Genomic DNA, 23,266 nt, shown 5'->3' with positions numbered 1-23,266 from the left:
TAGTTGATGTAGCTAATTTGCCAAAAAACATTGATACCGTCTAATTGATTGTTTGGATAATACATATTGATGTTATCAATGTGTTAAATTACACTGGTTGTTATCTGTTACTTAATAAAAACAACGATATGGCAAATGTAGATCTAAATTTGATGGTTATTTTTGATACCATCATGCAAGAGCAATCCATTACGCTTGCAGCACAACGGTTATCGATGACGCAACCCTCTGTGTCTAATGCCGTTTCTCGGATGAGACATGTTTGGCAGGATCCATTATTTGTTAAAAAAGGGCGGGGGATACGGCCGACTCCTTTTGCTGAAACGATGTGGCGAGATATTGAAGCGCCGTTACATTCGATCAAAAATGCGACTCAGCAGCAGCTATTCGATATTCGTGGTATCAAGCGCACTTTTCGTATTGCGCTAACTGATTGGATGGTTGATATATTTTGGCTGCCATTACGGCAATTGATTGAGGAACAAGCGCCTGATATTAATATTCACGCCGTGCCTTATACTGTTAACGGAGAACGATTATTATTGGATGCTGATGTTGATATGGTGCTCGATTATTACGAAGGCAGTAATGAGAGAGTGAAGACGCAATGGCTGTTTGATAATCATTTTGTCTGCGTAATGCGGCCCGAGCATCCGTTGGTAAATCAAACCTTAGACTTAACCACATTTGCGCAAGCAGAGCACTTATTGATGTCATTGTCGGGCGATGCATCCGGTGGTGTTGATACCATATTAAGCAAACATGGCCTTGAACGACGTATCGCGATGACAGTTAATCATTGCTATAACTTACCTAAGTTACTGGAGAATTCTGACTTGATCACGACTATTCCATTACCGGTGATCTTAGACAGTGTTAAAGCTGGTCGGTTAGTTGTCCGCAAGTTACCTTTTGACTTAGCACCCGGTCCGATATCAATGTCTTGGCACTTACGTAATGATCGTGATCCGGCATTATTATGGTTAAGAAAACAGGTATTAGAAGTGTTACAGACGCACTTACATCCCCGGTTAGAATCGGTGTTGTAGCGATTTTTAAACGAGTTAAGGTTTTATGATTATTATAAAAATCTTTATACTTTGAGTTTTCATTCTATTTAGCCTGAATGGCTGCGTTACATTGATTTATAATGCTGGGTTTTTATTTTTTTAAAATACTTATGCTGATTTTACTGTGTTTTATGTTCTTGCCTTTAAATTGACGGCAATGAAAAACATGTGTAGTTTCCTTGCTTGTTCTTCTGGTGCTGAGTTTACTCAATTCAGCAGGGAAGTTGGTGTGAATCCAACGCTGCCCCCGCAACGGTAATTGAATGGTTTTATTATTCATAAGTCCGGAGACCGACCTGAAGGATTTAAGAATAACGTGAACAAGCGGAGGGCTTGGGCAAGTGGTTATTAACTACATATTTTAGTTATATGTACTTATTCTAGTTATATTTTTCATATGCTAGTTATAGTTGACCTCTGTCGTCGTTCTTTCGTATTTTACACCCAAGCAGCTTGAAGTAACTTGGGGATATTTTAAATTACGAGGAAAAATTATGCATATTGAACCTGGAATGGTTGACGCAAGTAAAATTGGACTGTCTTATATTTCGGCTGCTGCCGCGATTGGATTAAGTGCTAAATTTACCTGGGAGCACATTAAAGACCAAGGGATGACGTCTTTATTATTTAAATCACTACTCGCTATTATTTGTGTATTTCTGTCTTTTGAAGTGCTGCCACACGAGTCTGTTGGGGTATCGGAAGTGCATCTCATTATGGGGTCGACATTACTCCTTATTTTTGGGATTGCGCCTGCGGCCATTGGTCTCATTATGGGCTTATTAATTCAGGGGGTATTTTTTGCACCGTTTGATTTACCTCAGTTTGGCATGAATGTAACGACGTTAATTATGCCGTTAGTTGCGATGTCTTATCTGGCTAAAAAGATCATTGATCCTAAAACCGCTTATAAAGACCTGTCTTATTCACAAGCGTTTAAACTGTCTACTGCTTACCAAGGTGGTATCGTTGCTTGGGTTGGTTTTTGGGCGTTCTATGGCCAAGGTTTTGGTGCTGAGAATGTCGCCTCTATCTCTTCTTTTGGATTAGCCTACATGACGGTTATTATTGTCGAACCATTCGTTGATTTGGCTGTATTAGCACTTGCCAAGCAGTTCCCTAAACTGGCCAACACGCCATTCGTTGCAAACCGAGTGTTTAGCGCAGCAAGCTAATTTTAATAGCGCGCTTTAATTAATATAACTTGCCCTCTCTGTACATGTTAGAGGGCAAGCTGACTAATTATTTTTACTCTGTCACAAGCGCACTACTAAACTCTATTTCGGCTTTAAAACCAATTGCACCTTCACCACGATAAGTCATTTCACCAACTAATTGTTTTCCTTCATTGTCTGATGTGAATTTTAACTTAATGACGAGTTGATTATTTCTGCCACCGATGATCATATCGCCACCACGATGCCAAGGGGCTGAAGTGCCACCCCATTGATTGTATACTTCAAATGTATTGCCAATTATGTGTGTAGCTTTAAAGCCAATAGTACCTTCACCTTCGTACACCATCGTACCTTCAAATGTTTTTCCATTATCGGGAGAGCTGATATCCATAGAGGTAACATTTTGATTATCACGACCGCTTAATACCCAAGTACCACCTTCGTGCCAAGGCGCTGAAGTACCACCCCATTGGTTTTTAACCGTATACGCAGAGGTTAAATTGCCTTTAAAACCAATAGGACCTTCCCCGTTATAAGCCATAATACCAACAAGGTTTTCGGTATTGTTATTCACGTTTACATTAAGCTTGATGCATTTTTGGTTATCTCGGCCGCCAATGATCCAAACGCCATCTTCATGCCAATCACCGGAAGCGCCACCCCATCGTACTTGGGCACGATAAGCATTACCGTATTCAGCTGTGGCTCTAAAATCAATAGGACCTTCGTTCTTGTAATTGATCACACCGGTAAACGTTTCACCATTGTCATTAGATTCGATGTCTATGTTAACTACAACCTGATTGTCACGACCACCTAGAACCCATGTTGAACCTTGTTGCCAAGGTGCTGAAGTACCACCCCATTGGTTTTGTACTTGATATGCCGACATATTAAATTCCTTTTAATGATGAGTTTTTACGTTGATTTAAATATAAATTGAGTATTTTACTAACCATATTGCAGCCCCTTTAGAGGTAATTTAAGCGTATATCTCAACTCGTATTTACGCAATGAAGAGCAGAATAATAAAGTAAGGAGCATTCAATTATATCGAGTCGTACCAGAATCATTGTGGCGTAATGTTACCTCGTACGAATTGTGACTGTTTACACTAATTTAATTATTCATACTGTTAACAAATACATGCTTTACTTACTTGTTTTAGCGCCAAGATATTATCTATTGATATTTAAAATCGCGTTGATTATTACCGCTGAATAAGGATAATAGCGATCTTTATTTGATTATAGAATGTTGTTAATGCGCCTTGATAAGTTTGTTTGTAAGAGTACTGAATTAACCCGAACCGACGCAACCGCTATGATCACTGGCGGCTGTGTATCGGTTAATCACGATGTCATTTTAGATGTTGCTACACAAGTACATGAAAACAACCACATCACTTTAAATGGCGAAATACTCACCGCAAGGTCGTCTCGTTATATCCTCTTGCATAAACCCGCTGATACCATTTGTTCTAATATCGATGAAGCGTACCCGTCATTATTTAATTATATCGATGTCGCTAATGCATCAGAATTACATGTTGCCGGACGATTGGATGCCGATACTACCGGACTAGTATTAGTGACAGATGATGGCCGTTGGTCATTTAATATTATTACCCCAACCAAACATTGTCAGAAAGTTTATCGTGTTGGCTTATCGCGTCCTATTGGCGATGATGTCGCGGCTAAATTTGCCCATGGCGTGCAATTACAAGGCGAACAGCAATTAACTCGTCCGGCAATCTTGGAAGTTGTAAGCCAAAAAGAAGTATTACTGACGATCACTGAAGGTAAATTCCATCAGGTAAAACGCATGTTTTCGGCTGTGGGGAATCGTGTGGTGAGTTTACACCGTGAAAAAATTGGTGCAATTCAGTTGGATGTTGAGGTCGGGCAGTGGCGTTATTTAACCGATAGAGAAGTAAATTCATTTGGAGCATAAACGTAATGATTAACCCTGTTTTACTCCGTAGTTTTTGTACGCTGGTGGAAGTCGGCCATTTTACCCGCAGTGCAGATCGACTCAACATGACCCCGTCGGGTATTAGCCAGCATATCCGAAAATTGGAAGCGCAGTTAGGCCAAGACTTACTGATCCGTGAAGGTAAGCAATTCACCCTCACGGATGCGGGTCAGCGCTTATACGTGGAAGGTAAAATCTGATCTTAGAACCTGTGAGTATGGGACTTGGTTTACAGTATTGCCTGCACATGCGGTCGCTGCTTTCCCTTCACCAGAAAAGGTGACGATCCACCATCTCGCAATACCTGTTGCTGAAACCTTGTATCTTGGGGGGCACTTAAATAAGTTTATACCGAATCGCGTGAAAACCGTTATTGCTGCGACGAAGCAATGTTTGCTGTCATAAACGAATTTTACATCGAGCGCTTGTATGAATACTGATTATTTAAAGGGCGATATAATACACCGTTTGTTATTGCAAATGAGATGTATTACTATTGGTGGTCGTTATTATTAGGGTGTTATATGTTTACTTTTTATCAACTATCTTCTCCATCAGTACCTGTATTCAAAAATTATAAACGCAGTTGTATCTGTGTCGTACTTGTTTCCATACTTGCTGGTTGCACAAGTTCTTCTTTATTTTCTGCGGTAGATAAAACGATCATCTCATCGGAAGTAATTACTTACTATGATTATAATTTACAGTCGCCCTCGGGTCAGGATATTAACTTAAAAGACTTTATTGCAGACATTCACGATGCCGATGTGGTGCTGGTGGGTGAGTGGCATACTCATGCTGGTATTCATCGCTTTCAAACTGAATTATTACAAGCCATGATTGCGGCTAACGGTAATGTGACCCTATCAATGGAGCAGTTTACTCGCGATAAACAAGCGATTGTGAATGCTTACTTAGCAGGTGAAATAGGGGAAGGGACGCTAATAAAACAAGCGAATACCTGGCCAAATTATACCAGTGATTATCGTCCGCTTGTTGAGCTAGCAAAGCGTAACAATATTGATATTATCGCTGCCAATGCACCGAAAAATATCATCCGTTGTATCGGCACAAAAGGTATTAGCTATGTGGAAAAATTACCTGCTGATGAACGCACGTGGTTAGCGGCGAATATCAATACCCAAGACTCACCGTACAAAACCCATTTTATGGCGTCGATGCATCATGGCGATGAAAGCCAAAATGAGTATAAATTTGCTTCGCAAGTGACATGGGATGAAACTATGGCTGAGAGCATTGTTAACTATTTAGCCGATAACGCGAATAAACCATTATTAGGTAGTAAAAATAAACAAGTACTGCATATTGCCGGTAAATTCCATACCGAGAATGGCTTGGGTACAGCGGCCAGTATTTTGGCGCGCGCACCCGAGTTGAACGTGGTTATTATTACGCCTGTTGACGTGAATCGCTTGATGACAACCACTGAAACGTCATCAAGCGATTATCGTCTTCAGGTTATTACGCCACCTAAGCAGTTCGTGAAAGAAGCCAACATGATGGCGTCATTTAAGGGCTTATCTAAGCGTAATGATAAGTTAACGTGTATTGAGTAAACCCGTTTAAGAAACCTTTTCAATTGGTTTATTGGTCGAGCAGGAAGGTGATTTCTGCTCGATAAAACGCGCTAATATTGCAATAACAATAAAACCAAACAGCAAACGCCCCCATAAAATAGACATCAAGTCAGCACCTAATAATAAGATCAAAATAGTATCTTCAATAATGCTGTGGGTTAGTCCTAAAAAGCATACCGCGAGGAAAATATCACGCTTACTGATTTTACCTGTACGCGCCTCATCAATTAATAATCCGGCACCAAAACTTAATCCCAGTACTAAACCAATCACACAAACATTGGTGGTTTCTTTACCTATGGTTAAGGCTTTTAAAAACGGTGATAGCAGGGCTTGGATCAGTTTTTCGATACCACACCATTTTAATAACCGCAGTAATATCATCAATGCGGCAATGATAAAAAAGATAGAAGCCAGCATGGTTAATTGCGCTATACCCCAATCAAATAGGCTAGATGAGGCGGGGGTCGGTTGCCAAACGATCTCGGCGGGCTGTTGCTGCCAGTTACCCAACAAATAGACTTGATTGGTGATCATACCCAGTATGAAACCGCCGCCAATGCGCAGTGGCAAGGTAACGCGCCAAGAGATACCCGATAGCTTCGCGACAGCACCTTCAATAGGTAATGCATGTGCGAGTAGCATCATGATACCAAGGACTGACACTTGGGCTACGGTGAGTGGATTGTCGCCAGCTAAATCAAAAAATACCGCCATACCCGTATAGATATTGGTGAGCATAGCGGTTGCCCATACCAAGCCCATCGCTTCGGGTAAACCAACTAAACTCATCAGCGGTGCTAACAGCTTTCCTAACCACACAGTACCGCCAATCATATCTAATACTTTAACGATAATAAGCGCGGGTACCATGACTTTAAGCAGTGTGAGATAAACACGCCAAACATCGAGACATAAAGATTTTAAGCTTGTAAGCATGTGACGGTTTCCATGTCTGCGGTGAATAAGTGTTTAATGCCATCTATTATATGCAAGCAACTAGAAATTATTTCTATAATCGGGTACAAATGTTGTTATATATTTCTTATTTTCTTAGGTTAAGTTAATTATGTTTCTCGATCGGATGGATAAAGCCATTTTGCGCCAGTTACAGCAAGATGCCTCGGTGAGTAATCTACAACTTGCTTCGCTGATTGGCTTATCGCCACCGGCTTGTTTTAAGCGCGTGAAGAAGTTAAAAAGTGAAGGTATTATTGCCAGCCAGGTGGTATTGCTAAACCAAGACAAACTCGGTACCTGTTTACACATGATTGTGAATGTGGAAATGGAGCGAGATAGATTAGATCTGAATGATGGTTTTATTAAACATATCCGCAGAGCTCCGGAAGTCAGAGAATGTTACCAAGTCACCGGAGAAGTGGATTTTGTATTATTAGTGACGGTTGAGAATATGCAGCAGTATGACGACTTTTGCCAACGTCACTTGTACAGTGACCCGAATATGAAAAACTTTAAAACCCAGATATCGATGAACCGAGTAAAATATGATACCTGCGTGATTATTCCCGATTAGCGATAGGACATATTGAGTATTTCATTTTGACCTCTGCCAATGGTCGTACCAGAATTAACTTGGTTTCACTATTTCCTGTGGAGCATACAGGTGAAAAATACAGCGCCAGTTTATTGAAAAACGTACAGGTTGAAATATTAGACCTCAATGATTATGAATTACCTTTGTACGGTCAAGATAAAGAAAAAGAGATTGGTCATCCACAACTGGCTAAAGATTTTTTGGCTAAAATAGCGGGAAGTTACGGCATTCTTATTGCCTTTGCGGAACATAATGGCTCTTATACCGTGGCTTATAAAAATATCTATCGACTGATCAAGAGTCCCTAACCCAGTATAGTGGCCATTCAATGAACAATTACGCACAGTCATAAAAACTTGATAGATGTTGATGTTTGGATCTGGGATCTCGACATCACCTTCATATTCACATCAGGATCATTGCCGGTTGAACTTAATCTTGATACGGTAAAGTTAATCTCCATCTGGGAATCATCAGTTGCTAATACATGTGCAGTATTGTCCCATACTAATACGACTGCATTTTCTCCCGCTAAGACACCATTAAATACCCCATCATTCATGAATCTAGTCAAGATAAACATCTTTATTAATCATTATCTTATTATATTTTAACTATGTTATTTGTATAGAAACCAGTCGAAAATAACATCCTCTAAACATTAATCACTTATTACCCCGCTGATAACGTGAGGTATATCACACTAATATGAGAATGATAATTGATCTCATTTGTATTTGAGTTTAATGTCTCTCATCTTTTTAATTGCTTATAAATAAGAGACATGAAATTTAATCCAATTAATGTGTTAATTATCCTTCTTATGTTTGCTGGTATAAATATCCAGGCGAATGAGTTTGATTGGTTACGTGATGATTCTCGTGACAACGATAAAGTTGTTAATTATTTACAGCAGCAAAACCAACAAACGAAAGCTTGGCTTAAGCCGACAGTGCCGCTTCAAAAAGAGCTATTAGCTGAGTGGAATAGCAATCGTGCACAACGTGGTGATCAACCTTGGTTACTGATCGGGGAGGCTGAATATAATATTACCAATCATAATGGCAGGCGCGCTCTGCTTACTCGTGATTTAACGGGTAAAAACCTTAATGTGCTTGTTGATATCAGCCTTCGACAAGACAAATCGGATTATTATGAATTAGGTTCTTGGACTATAAGCCAAGATCTTCGTTATGTCGCATTAGCCGAGGATTATAATGGAGCAGAGCAATATACGATCACAGTAATCGATTTATCCACTCAGAAAGAAATTGTCATTGCGAAAGGCTATGCCGCTAATATCATTTGGGGTCAAGATAGTAAGACGCTCTATTTAATTGGATTAGAAGACCAAACACAAAGACCGAATACACTCCAACGATTTTATGTCGCTAACGCTACACCGTCAGAGTTTCTATTAGAAGAAACCTCTAAGGACTGGTTGCTGTCTTTTTATCCGAGTGCAAATAAAGATTATGCGTTGGTTCAATCAAATAATGAGTCGAGTAGTGAGCAAAGACTTTTATCATTAAAGTCAGGTAACTTGAGTGCGCCAATACGTCCACGTAAAGCTGATGTTGAATACTACGCAGATGTGGATGAAGAGACGCTGTATTTAAATAGTAACCTTGACGGTGAATTTAAACTTTATCGTAGTTCATTAAGCGAACCATCACAATGGACTATTTTCTATCAACCGAAATCCGGCGTTCAGATAAATAATTTTTATTTGTTTAGCGCAGGTCCTGTCGTCATAACACAAACTGGGCAAGTTAAAAAAATTAATGTGTTATCAAAAAGTGGGCTAGTTCGCTTCAGTACCGATCTCGGCACTAAAGGCAAAGTTGAATGGTTAAGCCGCGCTGGCGATTACAACAGTAATAAGTTACATATCCGTACCATGTCTATGGTTACACCACCTAAGTGGGACATTTTAAATACCAAAACATTACAGCGTACATTGTTATCTCAGGATAATTACCCGACTTTTGACCCGGTTTTATACCATACAGAACAAATTAATATTCAATCAGGTAATGAAAATATTCCTGTGACGCTTGCCTACCGCAAAGATAAGTTTAACGCAGAATCAGCCATATTCCTTTATGGTTATGGTGCTTACGGCGTGACGATGAAGCCTTATTTTATGCCGCAAATAACGAGCTTAATGGATCGTGGGATCGTTTACGCTATCGCTCATGTTCGTGGTGGTGGCTATAAAGGTGAAGCGTGGCATAAGGCCGGTGCGGGCATAAATAAAGTCGTCTCTATATCAGACTTCACTCAGGTTGCTGAGTCAATGAAAGGCTATAAAAATGGTCAGCACCCGATCTTTGCTATCGGGGGGAGTGCGGGTGGTACCTTAATTGCCGCATCACTAAATCAACGCCCAGAGTTATTTTCTGGCGCTGTATTGCAAGTACCTTTCGTCGATGTCGTTGCAAGTATGTCAGATACCAGTTTACCCCTTACGGCACAACAATATGATGAGTGGGGAAACCCGAATTCAGCCAGTCAATTATCTGTCATGCGTACTTATGATCCGATACGAAACCTAAAAGCGCAAGGCTATCCACCAGTATTAGCGAGGGTTGGTTTACAAGATCGCCGCGTACCCTATTGGGAGGGGGCTAAGTACATCGCCAAGTTATCACAAATGAGTCAAAGCTCAGGACCCTATCTACTCCATACCAATTTTAAAGCGGGACATGCAAGTGATAGAAGGCAATCACTTGCTAACCAAGCGAGAGAATATAGTTTTTTACTTACCTTAGACAAATTAACTAAAGCGGAACAATAAATGAAGTTTTCTATCCTCTCAACAGCTGTATTGAGTGTATTAATTAATAATGCTGCGTTTGCTAACTCGGACTCCAACCCGTATGGAGAAACAATTGTAACAGCCAATATTATTGAACAACCTCTTTCTAAAGTGGCGGGGTCTATTTCTGTATTCGATGGTGATGAAATCGAAAAGAAAGGGGCTACAGAGCTTTATGATGCATTGAAAAATGAACCTGGTGTGAGCGTTTCTGGCGGCGCAGGGCGACCACAAAATATTACGATCCGTGGTATGTCAGGAAATCGTATTGCAATCACCATGGATGGTATTAAAACATCCGATGGATATGGTGCTTTAGACCTCAATGATAAGGTTGGTATGAACTCTTTTGATTTATCCAATGTGAAATCGATTGAGGTGGTAAAAGGAGCGAGTTCGTCCATTCATGGCTCTGGAGCTATTGGTGGTGCTGTCATTATTACCACGAAAGATGCATCTGATTATCTTAAAGATGACGATTTATATCTCGATGTATCTGGTACTTACACTGGGATCAGTAATAAGTATAAAGTGGCCAGTAACCTCGCTTTTCGTACTGGAGATACTGAAAGTTTAGTTAATATGGCTTACTGGATTGGTGAGGAAACGCGTAATTTTAATCAAGATCTTTATAACCGAGATGTTGATGGTTATAGCATGGCTTATAGCGTTAACCATTTTGTCAATGAAAGCGTTATGTTCAATGCTAAGGTTGACTATTTTACCGATAATTTACACCGCGTAGAAGGTTCGGCATCAATACAGAAAGATGGCAAAATGGAGATCGTAACCTTTGATGAGCAGACCGCTACAGATGGTTTTGGGCTGAATATTGGTATGGTACTCACACCGTATGATTCGTGGTTTGATGAGATGAAGACTAAGGTATATTGGCGAAACACGGAAAATGACAGTAATACTAACCGTTTGATGACTAAGAAAAAAAACGGTGTCCAAGAATATCGACGTCAAATTAAAAAACAGTTATTTACTGATGAACTCATTGGTATTGGTAGTGACTTTGTTTCAATGATGGATGGCGGCAGTCTTAATCATCAAGTTGCTTATGGCTTAAGTATGACTACAAATAGCTACGAACGCCCAAACAATAAAGTCACGCTTGATTCGAACGGTTATAAAGTCGAAGCAAACAGCCCTTTTGCGCCAGCAACATCTTATAACATTGGAACTTATATACGTGATGTGATCGGTATTAACGACTGGACGATTACGGGTGGTTTACGTTTTGATGCACATCGATTAACTCCGGGCTCTGATGATCAGATCAGTGGTTTTAGTGTTAAAAATATTGAAAGCAATGAACTTTCGCCAAGCCTATCATTTTCCTATCAATTCACGGATGAATTGAATACTTACTTGTCTTATAACCACGGCTATCGTGCCCCTAGCTATGATAAAGCCTACGGTTATGTTTCGCATGAATTTATTCCCTTAACCCCATTTATTATTATTCCTAACATGGATCTTGAAGCGGAAACCAGTGACTCATTTGAACTCGGGAGTAAATATAACAACGGTAGAACACAAATTTATGGTGCGATCTTTTACCAACAGTTTCAAAATTTTATCGATGTAAAAGAAGTCGGCCAAGACGCTTCAGGTAATTATCTTAAACAATATCAAAATGTAGATGGTGTAAAAACCTATGGCATGGAGTTGAGCGTTGAGCATCGTCTTGATGAAAATTGGTCGACAAGTTTTAAAACGGGTTATGTCGACGGCAAGGACAAAGATGGTGATTACGTCCGCAGTATTACGCCATGGGAAGGCAACGTTAAGCTGACTTATGAGTTAGAAGAGTTAACGGTTTACAGCTTATTTGATTGGGCTGGCAGCATGAATCGAACTCCTGCATGTGCTACTGATATTGGTTTAAAAACTGATTGTGCAGCGACATCAGGCTGGGGCGTATTGGATATGGGGGCGAGCTATTACTTTAGCTCTGGACTTGAAATCAGTGCCAATGTAGTGAACTTATTCGACCGAGCATATATTCGCTATCAAGACGTTGCAGGTATCAGCAGCAGTGCTACTAAATATTCAACTGAACCAGGTCGTTATTTTACATTCAATGCTAAGTACATTTTTTAAGGAGGCGTTATGAAACCAAGTTTATTGTGTATTTCATTGATGATTGGTTCTGCATCGGTTACTGCTGGTGAGTGGGATTATCCAAACATTCAAACGACAGTTAACAATGCCGAAGAAGCCCTGACGTTTCTTAAGCAATCGTATCCTGAGTTTGGTGATTATCAGCTACGTTATCAAACAGAATCTAAACTCGGACTCCATTACAATTTTAATGTATTGATCAAGGGTGTATATCAACCTCAAAAAGCGATCGTGCTTAGTACCGATAAAGATTTTTTTGTTAATCGTGTGTTCAAAAGTTTAGAAAATACAGTAGTTAGAAATGGTGAGCCAATCATTGCTGCCGAACTAGAGGCATCAAGAACACTTAAAGCAACAAGACCGCCAGCATTATCTCTGGGACAGATTAAGACTGTTTCAGTTGGTGTGTTTACACCTGATTTAAGAACGATGGATCGTCAACCTGTCCCTGATTCACTATGGGCTGATATTACAGATTATCCAAATCTGCCTCAGTACATGTCTAAAAATATTGAAATACTCAAATCGGGGAATAAATACTACCTCTCGAACTCGCGTGTGGCGCAGGTTGATGCAAAGGCGCTCGTGAGTATTGATCCTATCTCTGGTGATGAAAGTGCGGATAGCAGCCTATTTTTATCTGAAAGTGAGCCGTTGTCTTTTGCTTCAGAGGAAGCGCTGGGGAAATTAGTCTTTACTGATAACGCCTTTGCGCAACTGATGGCTTTTTATCATTTAGATTTATCTGCCCGTTATATCGAATCGTTAGGGTTTGATATTTTTACTGATCCCATTCTGTTTGATGCACGTGGATTAGCGGCGAATAACTCAACTTATTATTACGGTCCTAAGGCGGCGGTATTTGGGATCGGTGGAGGGTCGCCAGATGCATTGGATGGCGATATTGTCCTTCATGAACTTGGGCATGGCATTCATTATCATATTGTACCTGACTGGGCTTATGGCCATACCGGTGCCATCGGTGAGGGTTTTGGTGATTATTGGGCGGGAAGTTATAGTTATCGTACTCAATTTGAAGACGCTTTTTCTTCTGGTCAAGTCTTTGAAATTGATACCGTGTTCAATTGGGATGGTTATTTTGGACATAAAAAAGGTATCCGCAGTCTGGCAAACCAAGATGCACGCTACTTTGAACATGCGGAATATAGAGCGCATGAGTATGTTGCTGGTGAATTGGGTGATGAACTGTGGTCAACACCGTTATTCCAGTCTTTAAAAGACGCCGTTGCTTTGTATCAAGCTGACGCGTTTACCGAGTTTGATGCCTTAGTATTAGAGTCGATGTATGGACTTGGTCGAGGTCTTAAAATGCATGATCTCGCACAGAATATGGTATATGTCGCGAAAACCATGTATCCAGATAAAGATTACGCCGATATTTTAACTCGTAATTTTAACGTGCATGGTCTACTCAAATCAGCCTTTAGCATCGAGACCTCATCAAAATATATTGACCCGAATAAAGCGCTTACAGTGACAATTTCCCCGACAGATCGTCAAGCATCAGTGCAAGGGATGGTGGTGTTATCAGGTTCGAAAGAATATGAATTTCAGCATGATAAGTTTACAACATTGGATATTTCCCCGCCACTACCGCAACTTAAAATATGTGGTAAAGCGATGCAATTGGAAACTAATTTCACCTATAAATTCGAAGATGATTTAGTTTCTCAAGCATGGAGTAATATCCAAACCTTGGTATACGGCGTACCTAAGCTGAGTAATGATATTAAGCATGTCGATAGCCTTATTCCAGATGCAAAAGGCAGTATAAAAGGGGTAAAAACATTTAACTTAACGCTCACAGATCGAAATGCAGATGTTGGTGAACAATTTGCCGTATTTCTTGATATCGAGCATGACAAGTTGTCGGACCTGAAAGTCTTTCTTACTTCTCCAAGAGGGACGAAGGTCAATTTACTCGAGCATGAAAAATCAAATACATCTGGGTTTACGGGCTACTTTACTACCGAGTTCGATGATGTCATGTCGGTATTTAAAGGTGAATCTAGCTGGGGTACATGGCGTTTAGATATTATCGATTACGCAACTGAAAACAGTGGAAAGTTAAAATCATGGAATGTCAGTCCTATCGATAATTACATGTGTCCAGATGAAAATAATAATAAAAAAACCAACCAGAGTTCTGGTGGTAGTACCTCGCTATCATTCTTGACTCTACTTTTGACGTTATTAGCTAGTCGACTATCGATTGTGCGAAGCACGTTTTTAACAACGCTGAGAAAATAATACTAATGAAACCTCAATTAACAATTCTTGCTATGTCATTAGCACTTGCTGGATGTAACAGTTCTAGTGATACCGATACCGATACATCAGCCCCTACATACTCAGTATCAGGGACTATTGCAGCGCAAAATATCGCGCTGGATAGCAAAGTGTGTGCAGATTTAAACCAAAACTTTACTTGTGACAGTAATGAACCAGTTGTACAAGCAAATAAGAATGGTGAATTTACAATCACACATACCAGTAAAGATATTCTAAATAGACCTTTGCTTGCATCTTTAGATTCAAGACAAAAATTACTTGCAGCTTCAGATTCAGAACAAAAATATTATCTTATTGCTCCAGGGCTGCAAAAAACCTCAGGTAATATCATTAATGGCGTTAGTTCACTTGTCGCTGGACTAATGGCTGGAGGCATGACAGATAAAGGCGCGCTAGCTTACTTAGAACAACAGTTTCCCACACTCGGTGTCGATATTAATGGCAGTTTGATTGATCATCTTGATGATGCATCGCTGGCAACGCTTGATCAAAATATTGTGTCACTGATGAAACAAGTCAATGATGAAAAACGCATGAATGTTACCGCTCTGATAGGCTCACACCTGCAACATGGTGCAAGTAACTTACTGTCAGATTTATTAAGCGGTACAGAGTCTGCTGCACTTGTCCTTGCTTTAGAAAAGATAACTGCAAATAACGTAGGTCTCAATGATACTGGCGTAACGCTTTATCATACGGATGCCGATGAAAACAAAGGGTCAGTGTCACCGCAGAAAGACTATCCAGGTCAAGATGCTGACTTTGGTTTTGATAAAGTGGACCGCGATAATAATTCTGGCAAGGGGTTTAAATTCGTTAAGCTAGATGCTAAGGGGATAGAACTGAGCGATGACGCTGATGAATGGAGCTGTATTGCAGATAAACGTAGCGGCTTAGTTTGGGAGTCAAAAACGAATTCTGCTGATTCACTGCAAGATAAAGATCGTTGGTTCGCACTTGAGATCCCGGGTCTAGTCACTCCTTATAAAGAAGATTTAGCGGAAGCTACCTGTAAAACCAATGGGGATAAGATCTGCTCGACACAAGATTATACTGAGCATTTAAATAAAATTGAATTATGTGGTAAAAGTGATTGGCGGTTACCAACGGGATATGAATTTTATAATTTAATCGACTTTGGTGAAACGAAGGTGAATGAAGAAAACCATATTTATGGACTCACCGTTAAGTATTTTCCAAATCAAAGTAAGGGTGGAAATTATACTGATGTCGGTAGTGTTTGGACTCAGACTGTGAGTTACCCAAACTCTGTGGATCAAAATATAAAAGGCGCAATCAGTATTAGAGCAATAGGTACGCTTGGTAATAGTCGAGGTGAGGTGAGTTTCTCGGAGATTTATACTGATCGCGTAGATCCTGATAATCCTGATAATTCTTATATTTCTGATTCATACCTATACCCTGTTCGTTTAGTTTCTACTGAAGGTAAATAACCATGAAACACTTTATTATTTCTCTACTTGCTCTTGTTTCTGTCTCCGCTATCGCACAGGAATGCTCTGTTGATATTGCGCGTTCAGCACCCGATACACGTTTTGTCCTTAATGATGAAGGTTCTGTAAAAGACCAACTAACGGGTTTAACTTGGATGCGTTGTCGACTTGGACAAACCTGGAATAAGGTAGATAAAACCTGTGATGGCACACCACAGACTTTTTACTGGCAAAGCGCGCTGACTACCATTGAAACAATTAATGATCCAAATGGTAACCATGCTCTGCATCAGTTTTCAGGTATGAAGCAGTGGCGTTTACCTAATGTTAAAGAATTATATTCATTAACTGAAGTTGCTTGTTATGGACCTGCTATGAATACGAAAGTTTTTGCTGAGACTTTCAAACAGGAGGTCGCAGACCCATCTGCAAAGTTATGGAGTAGTACGCCAGCAAATAATGTATTTGATCTTGATGATGTTGCAAAGGGGACTGATGGTAAAAAAATAATGACTTATTACACAATGAATGGTGAAGTTTATCCTCAATTACCAGGTAAATATGAGTTTGGTATTTTATTAGTTGCTGAGTAAGGAAAATCAGTAAGTACAAGGAAGTCAAAATGATTTCTTCTTAAGGATAAAAATAAAAAGCGGTGTCTATCTCACCGCTTTTTATTAATTGTTAAATCATTCTTTTAAAAATACGCTACCCATGATTTCATGTTTTATTCACAAGGCGCGGCTAGTCACCGACACGACCACCGACAGACAATAACAGGGCCCACGGCCTGAAATCGTATTTTTTATAAATAGGATAGTGATTGCTATCAAATGTTAAAGCAGTGCTTTTTTGATGAACTCGGCCATGCTGATGATGGTTTTCTGCAGGTGAGCTTGATGAGTAAAACCACTTTTTACTCTTGGTTTTAAATCATGATCGCCATCTTCTAGCCATAACCAGTCAATATTATCTGGTAAGCCATAACTTGCCACTTCTTCTTTAGTACCTAACTTATCTCGCTCACCTTGAGCAATAAAAACCGCTTGTTTAATCAATGGGAAGTGCTCGGTACGTAATGTTTCGGGTTTATTGGCTGGATGAAAAGGGAAACCTAAACAGGCAATGCCTTTGATTTTCGAATTAACGGATAACTCATCTGTGGTTGGATCGGATGCGACTAAACTGGCCATGCGTCCACCCATTGATTTACCCCCGATCACCATAGGTTGATCAATGCTGGCAATAAGCTGTTGGTATTGCGCGATGAGTTTCGGTGCGCGCTCTGGTGGTCGGCGAGTACCATTATCAACACGCTGCTGCATATAAGGAAAATTGAAACGTGCGACGCGTATTCCCTGTAAGGCTAATCCTTTGGCGATGGTTTCCATAAAGTCAGCACTCGCAGGCGCGCCAGCACCGTGAGCAAATATAAATAATGGGCCATCAACTGGGCCGTTATAAATGAGTTCCATGATCTTCCTATGCCGTGAATAGTATCTATGCGCAAGGACGCATTAAAAGGTCATTATACGCGATTGCGAGTAGCAGCGTAATGACATCATTAAATTAGCCCCGTAGACGGTTAAAACAATAAGTGCTAGGGTTATTAAGTTTCAATTTTACTTTAATTCTAAGTAATCTAACTCTTACTATAAAAGGCGTTTGTAATGGAAATGTATGATTCAGTCAATGTATTTGGCGAAGCGTTGGCATTATGTGGCGATGATCCTATGACTGGTTTTTATCGTGATGGTGCCTGTAATACCTGCAGCCAAGATGCGGGTTCGCATACGGTGTGCATTGAAGTGTCGGCTGAATTTTTAGAATACTCGCGTTTTAAGGGGAATGATTTATCAACCCCAGTGCCAGAATCTGGTTTTCACGGTTTGCGAGCGGGTGATCGTTGGTGCTTGTGTGCCGCGCGCTGGTTACAAGCGTTAGAAGATAAGATGGCGCCGAGAGTGTATTTAAAAAGAACCCATATCCGTGCATTAGAGATAGTGCCAATGGAATTACTTAAACGCTATACCATGGATTTGAGTTAACCAATTAAGGATATTACCTTAGTATTTGCACTGTAAATGCCTTTGAAATTGTAAGTGTATTGACATACGCTTACAGTTTTCTTATTCCAAATTAGGTATTTTTAGTGTATATATGACCACTAATTTAGAGTAGTAAAGTCATTCCCCTGCTTAGTCGTGTGCTCATTTATATTGTATCAAATTTAGCCGCGAAACTAAAAACCGTAGTTGGGGTGATGGAACTGAAATATTTTATGAGTAGTGTCCATAATTAAGGTATCAAGAATGCACAGCAAAAGTATCCGAGAGTTAAGTTGGCTTGCCTATCCAGATTCGAGCGAGAATCAGTGTTCTAATTTAAAACAGAAACAGAAACAGAAAAGTTATCGTTCTAAATTTGTATTGCGAACAATGATTCTTTATCCGTATTTTCGTCAGTTTCAGCGTGGTATTGATGCACCTTTTCTCCAGTTATTATTGCAGCAAGATGTACGATTTTTAGGAAAAATATTTCGTCCTTATCTTCATATGGGCAATGGTATTGCACGTCGCACTAAATTAGTAGTTGGGCATTATCGCTTTATTAGCCAATGTTTACCTGCGCACACTGGACTGGCTATTTACGAAACAAAGCAGGGAATTGAAGTTACCAAATTTATGGTGGGAGAAGATGAATACCGTGTGACACTTAGCTATTATTCACCAAATCATAAAGAAGGTGACTTGTGCATAAAGTTGTTGGATCCGAATGGTAATATTTTTTATTCTATCACGTTCAGCATTTGTGATAATGCTGCTACTGGCCGAACTATTACGGTTGGTAGTCTTCAAGGACCGAAAAGCACGCTTGAAGTTAAAGAGCAAATAAAATATTTTACTAAACAACATTTTGGTCAGAGACCTAAAGATCTGATGGTTAAAATATTGACTATTATTGCTAGAGTTTGGGATGTCGAGCTGCTTTTACTTGTCACTAATGAAGGGCATGTTTATAGTTCAAAACGTTATGCTGATGATAAGATTAAAACCAATTATAACAATCATTGGGAGTAGCTAGGAGCGACTAAATACAACAAAAATCTGTATCAACTCGATTTGCTTGACGTGAGAAAATCACCGGAAGATCTTAAACGTAGCAAACGTGCAATGTATCGTAAACGTTATGAATGGCTTGATGAATTAATGCAAGAAATCAGTGAAAAACTAGTTCTGAAAGTAACCGACAATACAAGTATCACTAACCGTACTGATTAACTCGGCTGTTGTTAACTCGTTATCTGTTGGTGCTACGAATATGTTTCTGCTAGTATCGAAATATATATTATTAGTGGGTATGGTGGAGATATAAAAATGGATATTGATGTTATTGCGAAAGCACTGAAGGAACTGGGACATCCAACGCGATTAACTATTTTTAAAAGTATTATTCGCGCCGGATATCAAGGTATTGCTGTGGGTGGTTTACAATCACAATTATCCATTCCAGGGTCGACGTTATCACACCATATCGCTAGCTTAGCGTCTGCAGGATTACTGTCACAGCGCCGTGAAGGACGTACTTTGTACTGTGTGGCTGAATATGAAAAATTACAATCTGTGATTGGTTTTTTACAAGATGAATGTTGTATTGATGAAGTGAAGAGCGATACGTGCAATGACAGCATTAATAACGAAAAACAGTGCTAATACATTTTTAACTGTTTTTTAAATGATGGTTTTAACTATTGTTTTTATTAATATTTTACACCACCTGTTCTGAGTGGTGTTTTTAAATCCAGGTCTTTTTTTGCTTAATATAGGTTTCATATATTTCTGCATTTATGGAAGTATATTTGACAGTTAAAACTCGTTGATCTATATTTCCAGTTTCATGGAAATAGTTAGCGTCGCTTATTGGTGATGCTTTAACGTTGTTTGCAACGGGGTCGACGGTATGAAGAATGTAGAAATAGCAGTTACAGATAGTGTTGAATGGGCATTAGCGCATTCGTTAGTATTCAAGCAAAGTAATGCCAGTAGCTTGCATTGTCCATTTACCTTAACACCAAGCAGTATCGATAAAGTACGTTTTGAGGGGTTGCAACAGGCGGCTGGATTATTTGGTCAACTATTACATGCTATTTCCAAAGATGACGATTTTATTCAACAAGCTATAGCGCCTATTGCCGATACCGATCCGTTATTTTCGGCATTATTAACATTACATAATAAGTTATCGTTAACCCAATCCCGTCGAGCGACGCCTTTACTGATCATGAGAACTGACTTTATGGATGATCAGCAATTAGGTCCTAAGTTGATTGAGTTTAATGGGATTGCTGCTGGTATGGGGCCTTTTGGTCAACTTGCATCTGAATTGTATCGTTATATTGCGGCGCAGCATGCTGATTTATTTCAAACTTATACAGAGCATAATCATTCACCGAGCCAACCTAGCGCACAAATTCCGCCTGAATTTATCGCTAATGATGCAATCGAAAGACTCGCTGATGGTATCGCCAAGTCTGCATGTATGATTAAACAAAAACACAAGGATGCAGGTAAACCGACGTTTGTCATGGTAGTGCAAGCACATGAAGATAATGTCTATGACCAGCATTTATTAGAATATGCGTTACATGCAAAAGGTATTCGCACGTTAAGAAAAACATTTACCGAGTTATACGGTCAATTGTCGACTGGCGATAACCATCGTCTGTTATTAAATAATGAGCCAATTGATGTAGTCTATCTGCGTGCTGGTTATCAGCAGTGTGATTATTATGATAAAACCATTATCGAAAAGTATTGCTGCAGAACATTGATGTCGGTGCGCATGACGCTAGAGCAGCATGATATTGCGATGAATGCGACCATCGCTCAGCAACTGGCATCGAGTAAACGGGTACAAATGTTGTTATCTAATTTTCCTGCACAAGCGCTGATTAAATTTGGATTAACTGAGCAAGAAGCATTCACCATTAAACCCTTTTTTGGTGAGATGCTGCCATTGCATGCGGATTCAATTGCGCATTTAATGACAACCGGGCTCGATAATTGGGTGTTAAAAAATCAGGGCGAAGGTGGTGGTCATTGTGTGTTTGGTGAGGATATTGTGACTAAACTAAGAACACTTGATGAAGCAGAGTATGAGTCTTGGTCGTTGATGCGCAAAATCGTGCCCTTGCCTCGATCGCACCCGACCATGATTATTCGCAATGGTGAAGCGAGCATGATTGGCGATATGATCAGTGAAATCGGTATTTTTACCGTCAACATTGATGGTGTTGCTATTGATGATGCTGTGGCGGGTTATTTAGTGCGGAGTAAACCAGCGAACGTCATGGAAGGCGGCGTTCATAGTGGGCAGGGAGCGGTCGATTCATTGGTTTATCGCTAGTCCTTATCGTTGAAATAATTAAACCGCGCGCAATATTAATCATCACGCGTGGTTTATGTTCTCGCTAAGGAGTCGTGTATAGCGGCTTATTTACAAGAGCCGGCTAATACCCAACCTGAATACTGGGTATTAGGTGTTCTGCCGACATCTGTCCAACGCTCTGCACGGTAAACATTACCTTGGTATGAAACTTCATTACCTGGTTGGTATTGCTTGCTGATATCAATTGCTTGGATATCTTGGCAATCACCCGGAATGTCAGCGGCAAGGATTTTGAAGTTATTTGATTCTTGCAGTGATAGGTTGCTGTTATCGTTTGAGTTGGCAATTGAGACCAGTTTAAAGATACCTGCGGTTGCATTGTTGAGTGATATGGTAAAGTGCTCAACCGTGTCATTCACATTTTTAGACTCTGAGGCGATGGCGTTATTATTGGCATCAAAGATAGTATTGGTGACATTTAAGTTACCAACCGCTTCAATACTAAAGGTAACGTCTACCGCATTATTGTCGATGCCATATTCATCTTTTAGGCCTACAACGTTAATACTGTCATCAATAGGGGCTTCGGCTTTAATAATGTCCACTTCAACAGAGCTAAGGTTAGAGCTTGTTTTTAAGTAGATAGGGTTGTTACCGTAAACAGGGGTAAACATATCATCGTCACTTTTTGATCCCGCTTGCACATCGGTTTGATTAGCATTAATCGCAGTGGCGATATTGTAAGACCAAGTATTCTTTTTACCATTGGCAGCAGAGCTAATTTCAATGGTCGTTTCGTGAGTAAATGAACCAACTGAGGAATCAAAGAAGCGGGCTTTGACTTTATCACCGACGACTAAGTCTGCTTGTGGGGTAATTGTGGTGCTTTGCTGCCAAACATCGGGTAGTGGTGGTGGCGTTACACCGTCCTCAAACTCTACATCGATAACATTGTAAAATGCATTGTCAGTATCATCGATGGTCCAAACGGAAAGAATAACTTGATACCCACTGCGCGCTGGCACGTTGCAGCTATGTGAGTTACCTAAATTTTTCAGTGGTTGTTGACCATCCATGTCAATGACACAGAAAGGATTAGCTAAATCAAAAGATGCACGAGTTAATGGCGCGTTTTGGTCCCAATCAGATTTGGTGATGTAATAAACGTAATCAGTAGTTTTATGGTTAGCTGTGCTAAACCAATGGAAATCATTTAACCCTGCTTGGATCTTCGTTTTATACCATTGGTTTGATGATTGCAGATCAAGCACATCAAATGACCCGCCTTTTTGTGCTGATGCGATCTTTCCATCAATAGGACCAGTAGCTGGAAAGCCTTTCGGCGCCTCTAAGCTTTGTCTATCGTATGACGCGCTTGCACAATCATTTTTAGATCCATTATCTGAATGACATAAATTAACGCGTGAAGGAAACTGGCCTGCAACATAGCCGTGTGCAATAGCGACTGTAGGTACTAATGCGACTGACACAGCCAAAGCACTGAGTGACGTTAATATTATTTTTTTCATATCATAAACTCCATGTTCATTTAATGTTTGATGTGCTGACACTGAACCTGTGGTGCTCCATTGCGGCCCGTTTATCGTAACGACCTGTCACACTTATCGCTAGAGTAATACTTTATGGATATGTGTAATTATCTGCCTAGTCGTAGGGATAATGGTGAAATTGCTTAGCATGTAGGCATTTTTTTTTTAAAAGTGAAAAGTATTACTGTGGAACTAATGCATGTATAAACATATATTTGATTTTTATTGATTG

General features: G+C 40.0%; 19 protein-coding genes, 2 pseudogenes and 1 riboswitch. Of the genes and pseudogenes, 16 read left to right on the top strand and 5 right to left on the bottom strand.

Annotated features, from left to right (window positions below; genetic code table 11):
- Positions 1–80 precede the first annotated feature (80 nt).
- Together HRT96_RS05725 and HRT96_RS05720 are read left to right on the top strand one after the other, a co-directional pair.
- Positions 81–1,049 (top strand): LysR family transcriptional regulator, encoded by a 969-nt coding sequence (locus HRT96_RS05725; RefSeq protein ID WP_293153527.1) that lies wholly within the window; start codon positions 81–83, stop codon positions 1,047–1,049.
- A gap of 196 nt (positions 1,050–1,245) precedes the next feature.
- Positions 1,246–1,385, top strand: a riboswitch (cobalamin riboswitch).
- Positions 1,386–1,564: 179 nt separating this feature from the next.
- Positions 1,565–2,245 carry an energy-coupling factor ABC transporter permease gene (locus HRT96_RS05720; protein WP_293153524.1) on the top strand — a complete coding sequence of 227 codons (681 nt, stop codon included), beginning with the start codon at positions 1,565–1,567 and terminating at the stop codon, positions 2,243–2,245.
- A gap of 73 nt (positions 2,246–2,318) precedes the next feature.
- Here HRT96_RS05720 and HRT96_RS05715 read toward each other — a convergent pair whose 3' ends face one another.
- Positions 2,319–3,140, bottom strand: coding sequence for a hypothetical protein (locus HRT96_RS05715; protein ID WP_293153521.1), 822 nt, complete (start codon positions 3,138–3,140; stop codon positions 2,319–2,321).
- A gap of 371 nt (positions 3,141–3,511) precedes the next feature.
- Here HRT96_RS05715 and HRT96_RS05710 point away from each other — a divergent pair, with 371 nt between their 5' ends.
- The 3 genes and pseudogenes from HRT96_RS05710 to HRT96_RS05700 all read left to right on the top strand — a co-directional run bounded on the left by HRT96_RS05710 (position 3,512) and on the right by HRT96_RS05700 (position 5,799).
- Complete coding sequence (locus HRT96_RS05710) at positions 3,512–4,201, top strand: pseudouridine synthase (protein ID WP_293153518.1); 690 nt, start codon at positions 3,512–3,514, stop codon at positions 4,199–4,201.
- Positions 4,202–4,206: 5 nt separating this feature from the next.
- Positions 4,207–4,627, top strand: a pseudogene (locus HRT96_RS05705) (LysR family transcriptional regulator).
- A 119-nt stretch (positions 4,628–4,746) separates the two neighbouring features.
- On the top strand, positions 4,747–5,799 hold the full coding sequence (locus HRT96_RS05700) for a ChaN family lipoprotein (protein ID WP_293153515.1): 1,053 nt from the start codon (positions 4,747–4,749) through the stop codon (positions 5,797–5,799).
- A gap of 6 nt (positions 5,800–5,805) precedes the next feature.
- Here the strand turns inward: HRT96_RS05700 and HRT96_RS05695 are convergent, their stop codons facing one another.
- Positions 5,806–6,759: a hypothetical protein gene (locus HRT96_RS05695; protein WP_293153512.1), complete on the bottom strand. Its 954-nt coding sequence runs from the start codon at positions 6,757–6,759 to the stop codon at positions 5,806–5,808.
- Positions 6,760–6,889: 130 nt separating this feature from the next.
- Here HRT96_RS05695 and HRT96_RS05690 point away from each other — a divergent pair, with 130 nt between their 5' ends.
- Positions 6,890–7,354 carry an Lrp/AsnC family transcriptional regulator gene (locus HRT96_RS05690; RefSeq protein WP_293153509.1) on the top strand — a complete coding sequence of 155 codons (465 nt, stop codon included), beginning with the start codon at positions 6,890–6,892 and terminating at the stop codon, positions 7,352–7,354.
- A gap of 26 nt (positions 7,355–7,380) precedes the next feature.
- Positions 7,381–7,683 carry an NAD(P)H-dependent oxidoreductase gene (locus HRT96_RS05685; protein ID WP_293153507.1) on the top strand — a complete coding sequence of 101 codons (303 nt, stop codon included), beginning with the start codon at positions 7,381–7,383 and terminating at the stop codon, positions 7,681–7,683.
- A 38-nt stretch (positions 7,684–7,721) separates the two neighbouring features.
- On the opposite strand, the gene HRT96_RS05680 is transcribed toward HRT96_RS05685, so the two are convergent.
- On the bottom strand, positions 7,722–7,949 hold the full coding sequence (locus HRT96_RS05680) for a hypothetical protein (protein WP_293153505.1): 228 nt from the start codon (positions 7,947–7,949) through the stop codon (positions 7,722–7,724).
- 210 nt (positions 7,950–8,159) lie between these two features.
- On the opposite strand from HRT96_RS05680, the gene HRT96_RS05675 reads away from it, so the two are divergent.
- The 5 genes from HRT96_RS05675 to HRT96_RS05655 are packed head-to-tail and all read left to right on the top strand — an operon-like array spanning position 8,160 to position 16,689.
- Positions 8,160–10,175, top strand: a complete 2,016-nt coding sequence (locus HRT96_RS05675; RefSeq protein WP_293153502.1) for a prolyl oligopeptidase family serine peptidase — start codon at positions 8,160–8,162, stop codon at positions 10,173–10,175.
- Positions 10,176–12,308, top strand: a complete 2,133-nt coding sequence (locus HRT96_RS05670) for a TonB-dependent hemoglobin/transferrin/lactoferrin family receptor (RefSeq protein WP_293153500.1) — start codon at positions 10,176–10,178, stop codon at positions 12,306–12,308.
- Positions 12,309–12,317: 9 nt separating this feature from the next.
- The gene (locus HRT96_RS05665; protein WP_293153497.1) at positions 12,318–14,600 is read left to right on the top strand and encodes a proprotein convertase P-domain-containing protein; all 2,283 of its coding nucleotides are present in this window, start codon (positions 12,318–12,320) and stop codon (positions 14,598–14,600) included.
- Positions 14,601–14,605: 5 nt separating this feature from the next.
- Entirely contained in the window at positions 14,606–16,096 is a 1,491-nt protein-coding gene (locus tag HRT96_RS05660) for a DUF1566 domain-containing protein (protein WP_293153494.1), read from the top strand.
- Between the two features lie 2 nt (positions 16,097–16,098).
- Entirely contained in the window at positions 16,099–16,689 is a 591-nt protein-coding gene (locus HRT96_RS05655; protein WP_293153491.1) for a DUF1566 domain-containing protein, read from the top strand.
- Positions 16,690–16,932: 243 nt separating this feature from the next.
- Here HRT96_RS05655 and HRT96_RS05650 read toward each other — a convergent pair whose 3' ends face one another.
- The gene (locus tag HRT96_RS05650) at positions 16,933–17,571 is read right to left on the bottom strand and encodes an alpha/beta family hydrolase (protein ID WP_293153488.1); all 639 of its coding nucleotides are present in this window, start codon (positions 17,569–17,571) and stop codon (positions 16,933–16,935) included.
- Between the two features lie 195 nt (positions 17,572–17,766).
- Here HRT96_RS05650 and HRT96_RS05645 point away from each other — a divergent pair, with 195 nt between their 5' ends.
- The 4 genes and pseudogenes from HRT96_RS05645 (at position 17,767) to HRT96_RS05630 (ending at position 21,502) form a co-directional block, all read left to right on the top strand.
- The gene (locus HRT96_RS05645; RefSeq protein ID WP_293136504.1) at positions 17,767–18,144 is read left to right on the top strand and encodes a DUF2237 domain-containing protein; all 378 of its coding nucleotides are present in this window, start codon (positions 17,767–17,769) and stop codon (positions 18,142–18,144) included.
- A gap of 264 nt (positions 18,145–18,408) precedes the next feature.
- Positions 18,409–19,377, top strand: a pseudogene (locus tag HRT96_RS05640) (DUF535 family protein).
- A 96-nt stretch (positions 19,378–19,473) separates the two neighbouring features.
- Positions 19,474–19,809 (top strand): metalloregulator ArsR/SmtB family transcription factor, encoded by a 336-nt coding sequence (locus HRT96_RS05635; protein WP_293153485.1) that lies wholly within the window; start codon positions 19,474–19,476, stop codon positions 19,807–19,809.
- A gap of 247 nt (positions 19,810–20,056) precedes the next feature.
- Positions 20,057–21,502: a glutathione synthase gene (locus tag HRT96_RS05630; RefSeq protein WP_293153482.1), complete on the top strand. Its 1,446-nt coding sequence runs from the start codon at positions 20,057–20,059 to the stop codon at positions 21,500–21,502.
- Between the two features lie 86 nt (positions 21,503–21,588).
- On the opposite strand, the gene HRT96_RS05625 is transcribed toward HRT96_RS05630, so the two are convergent.
- Positions 21,589–23,013, bottom strand: a complete 1,425-nt coding sequence (locus HRT96_RS05625; protein WP_293153479.1) for a lytic polysaccharide monooxygenase — start codon at positions 23,011–23,013, stop codon at positions 21,589–21,591.
- Positions 23,014–23,266 lie beyond the last annotated feature (253 nt).

It is taken from the genome of Moritella sp. (assembly GCF_013215705.1).
In the GTDB taxonomy this organism is placed as follows: domain Bacteria; phylum Pseudomonadota; class Gammaproteobacteria; order Enterobacterales; family Moritellaceae; genus Moritella.
The sequence above is the reverse complement of the archived record's forward strand: the minus strand, read 5'-3'. Positions and strand labels throughout refer to the sequence as shown.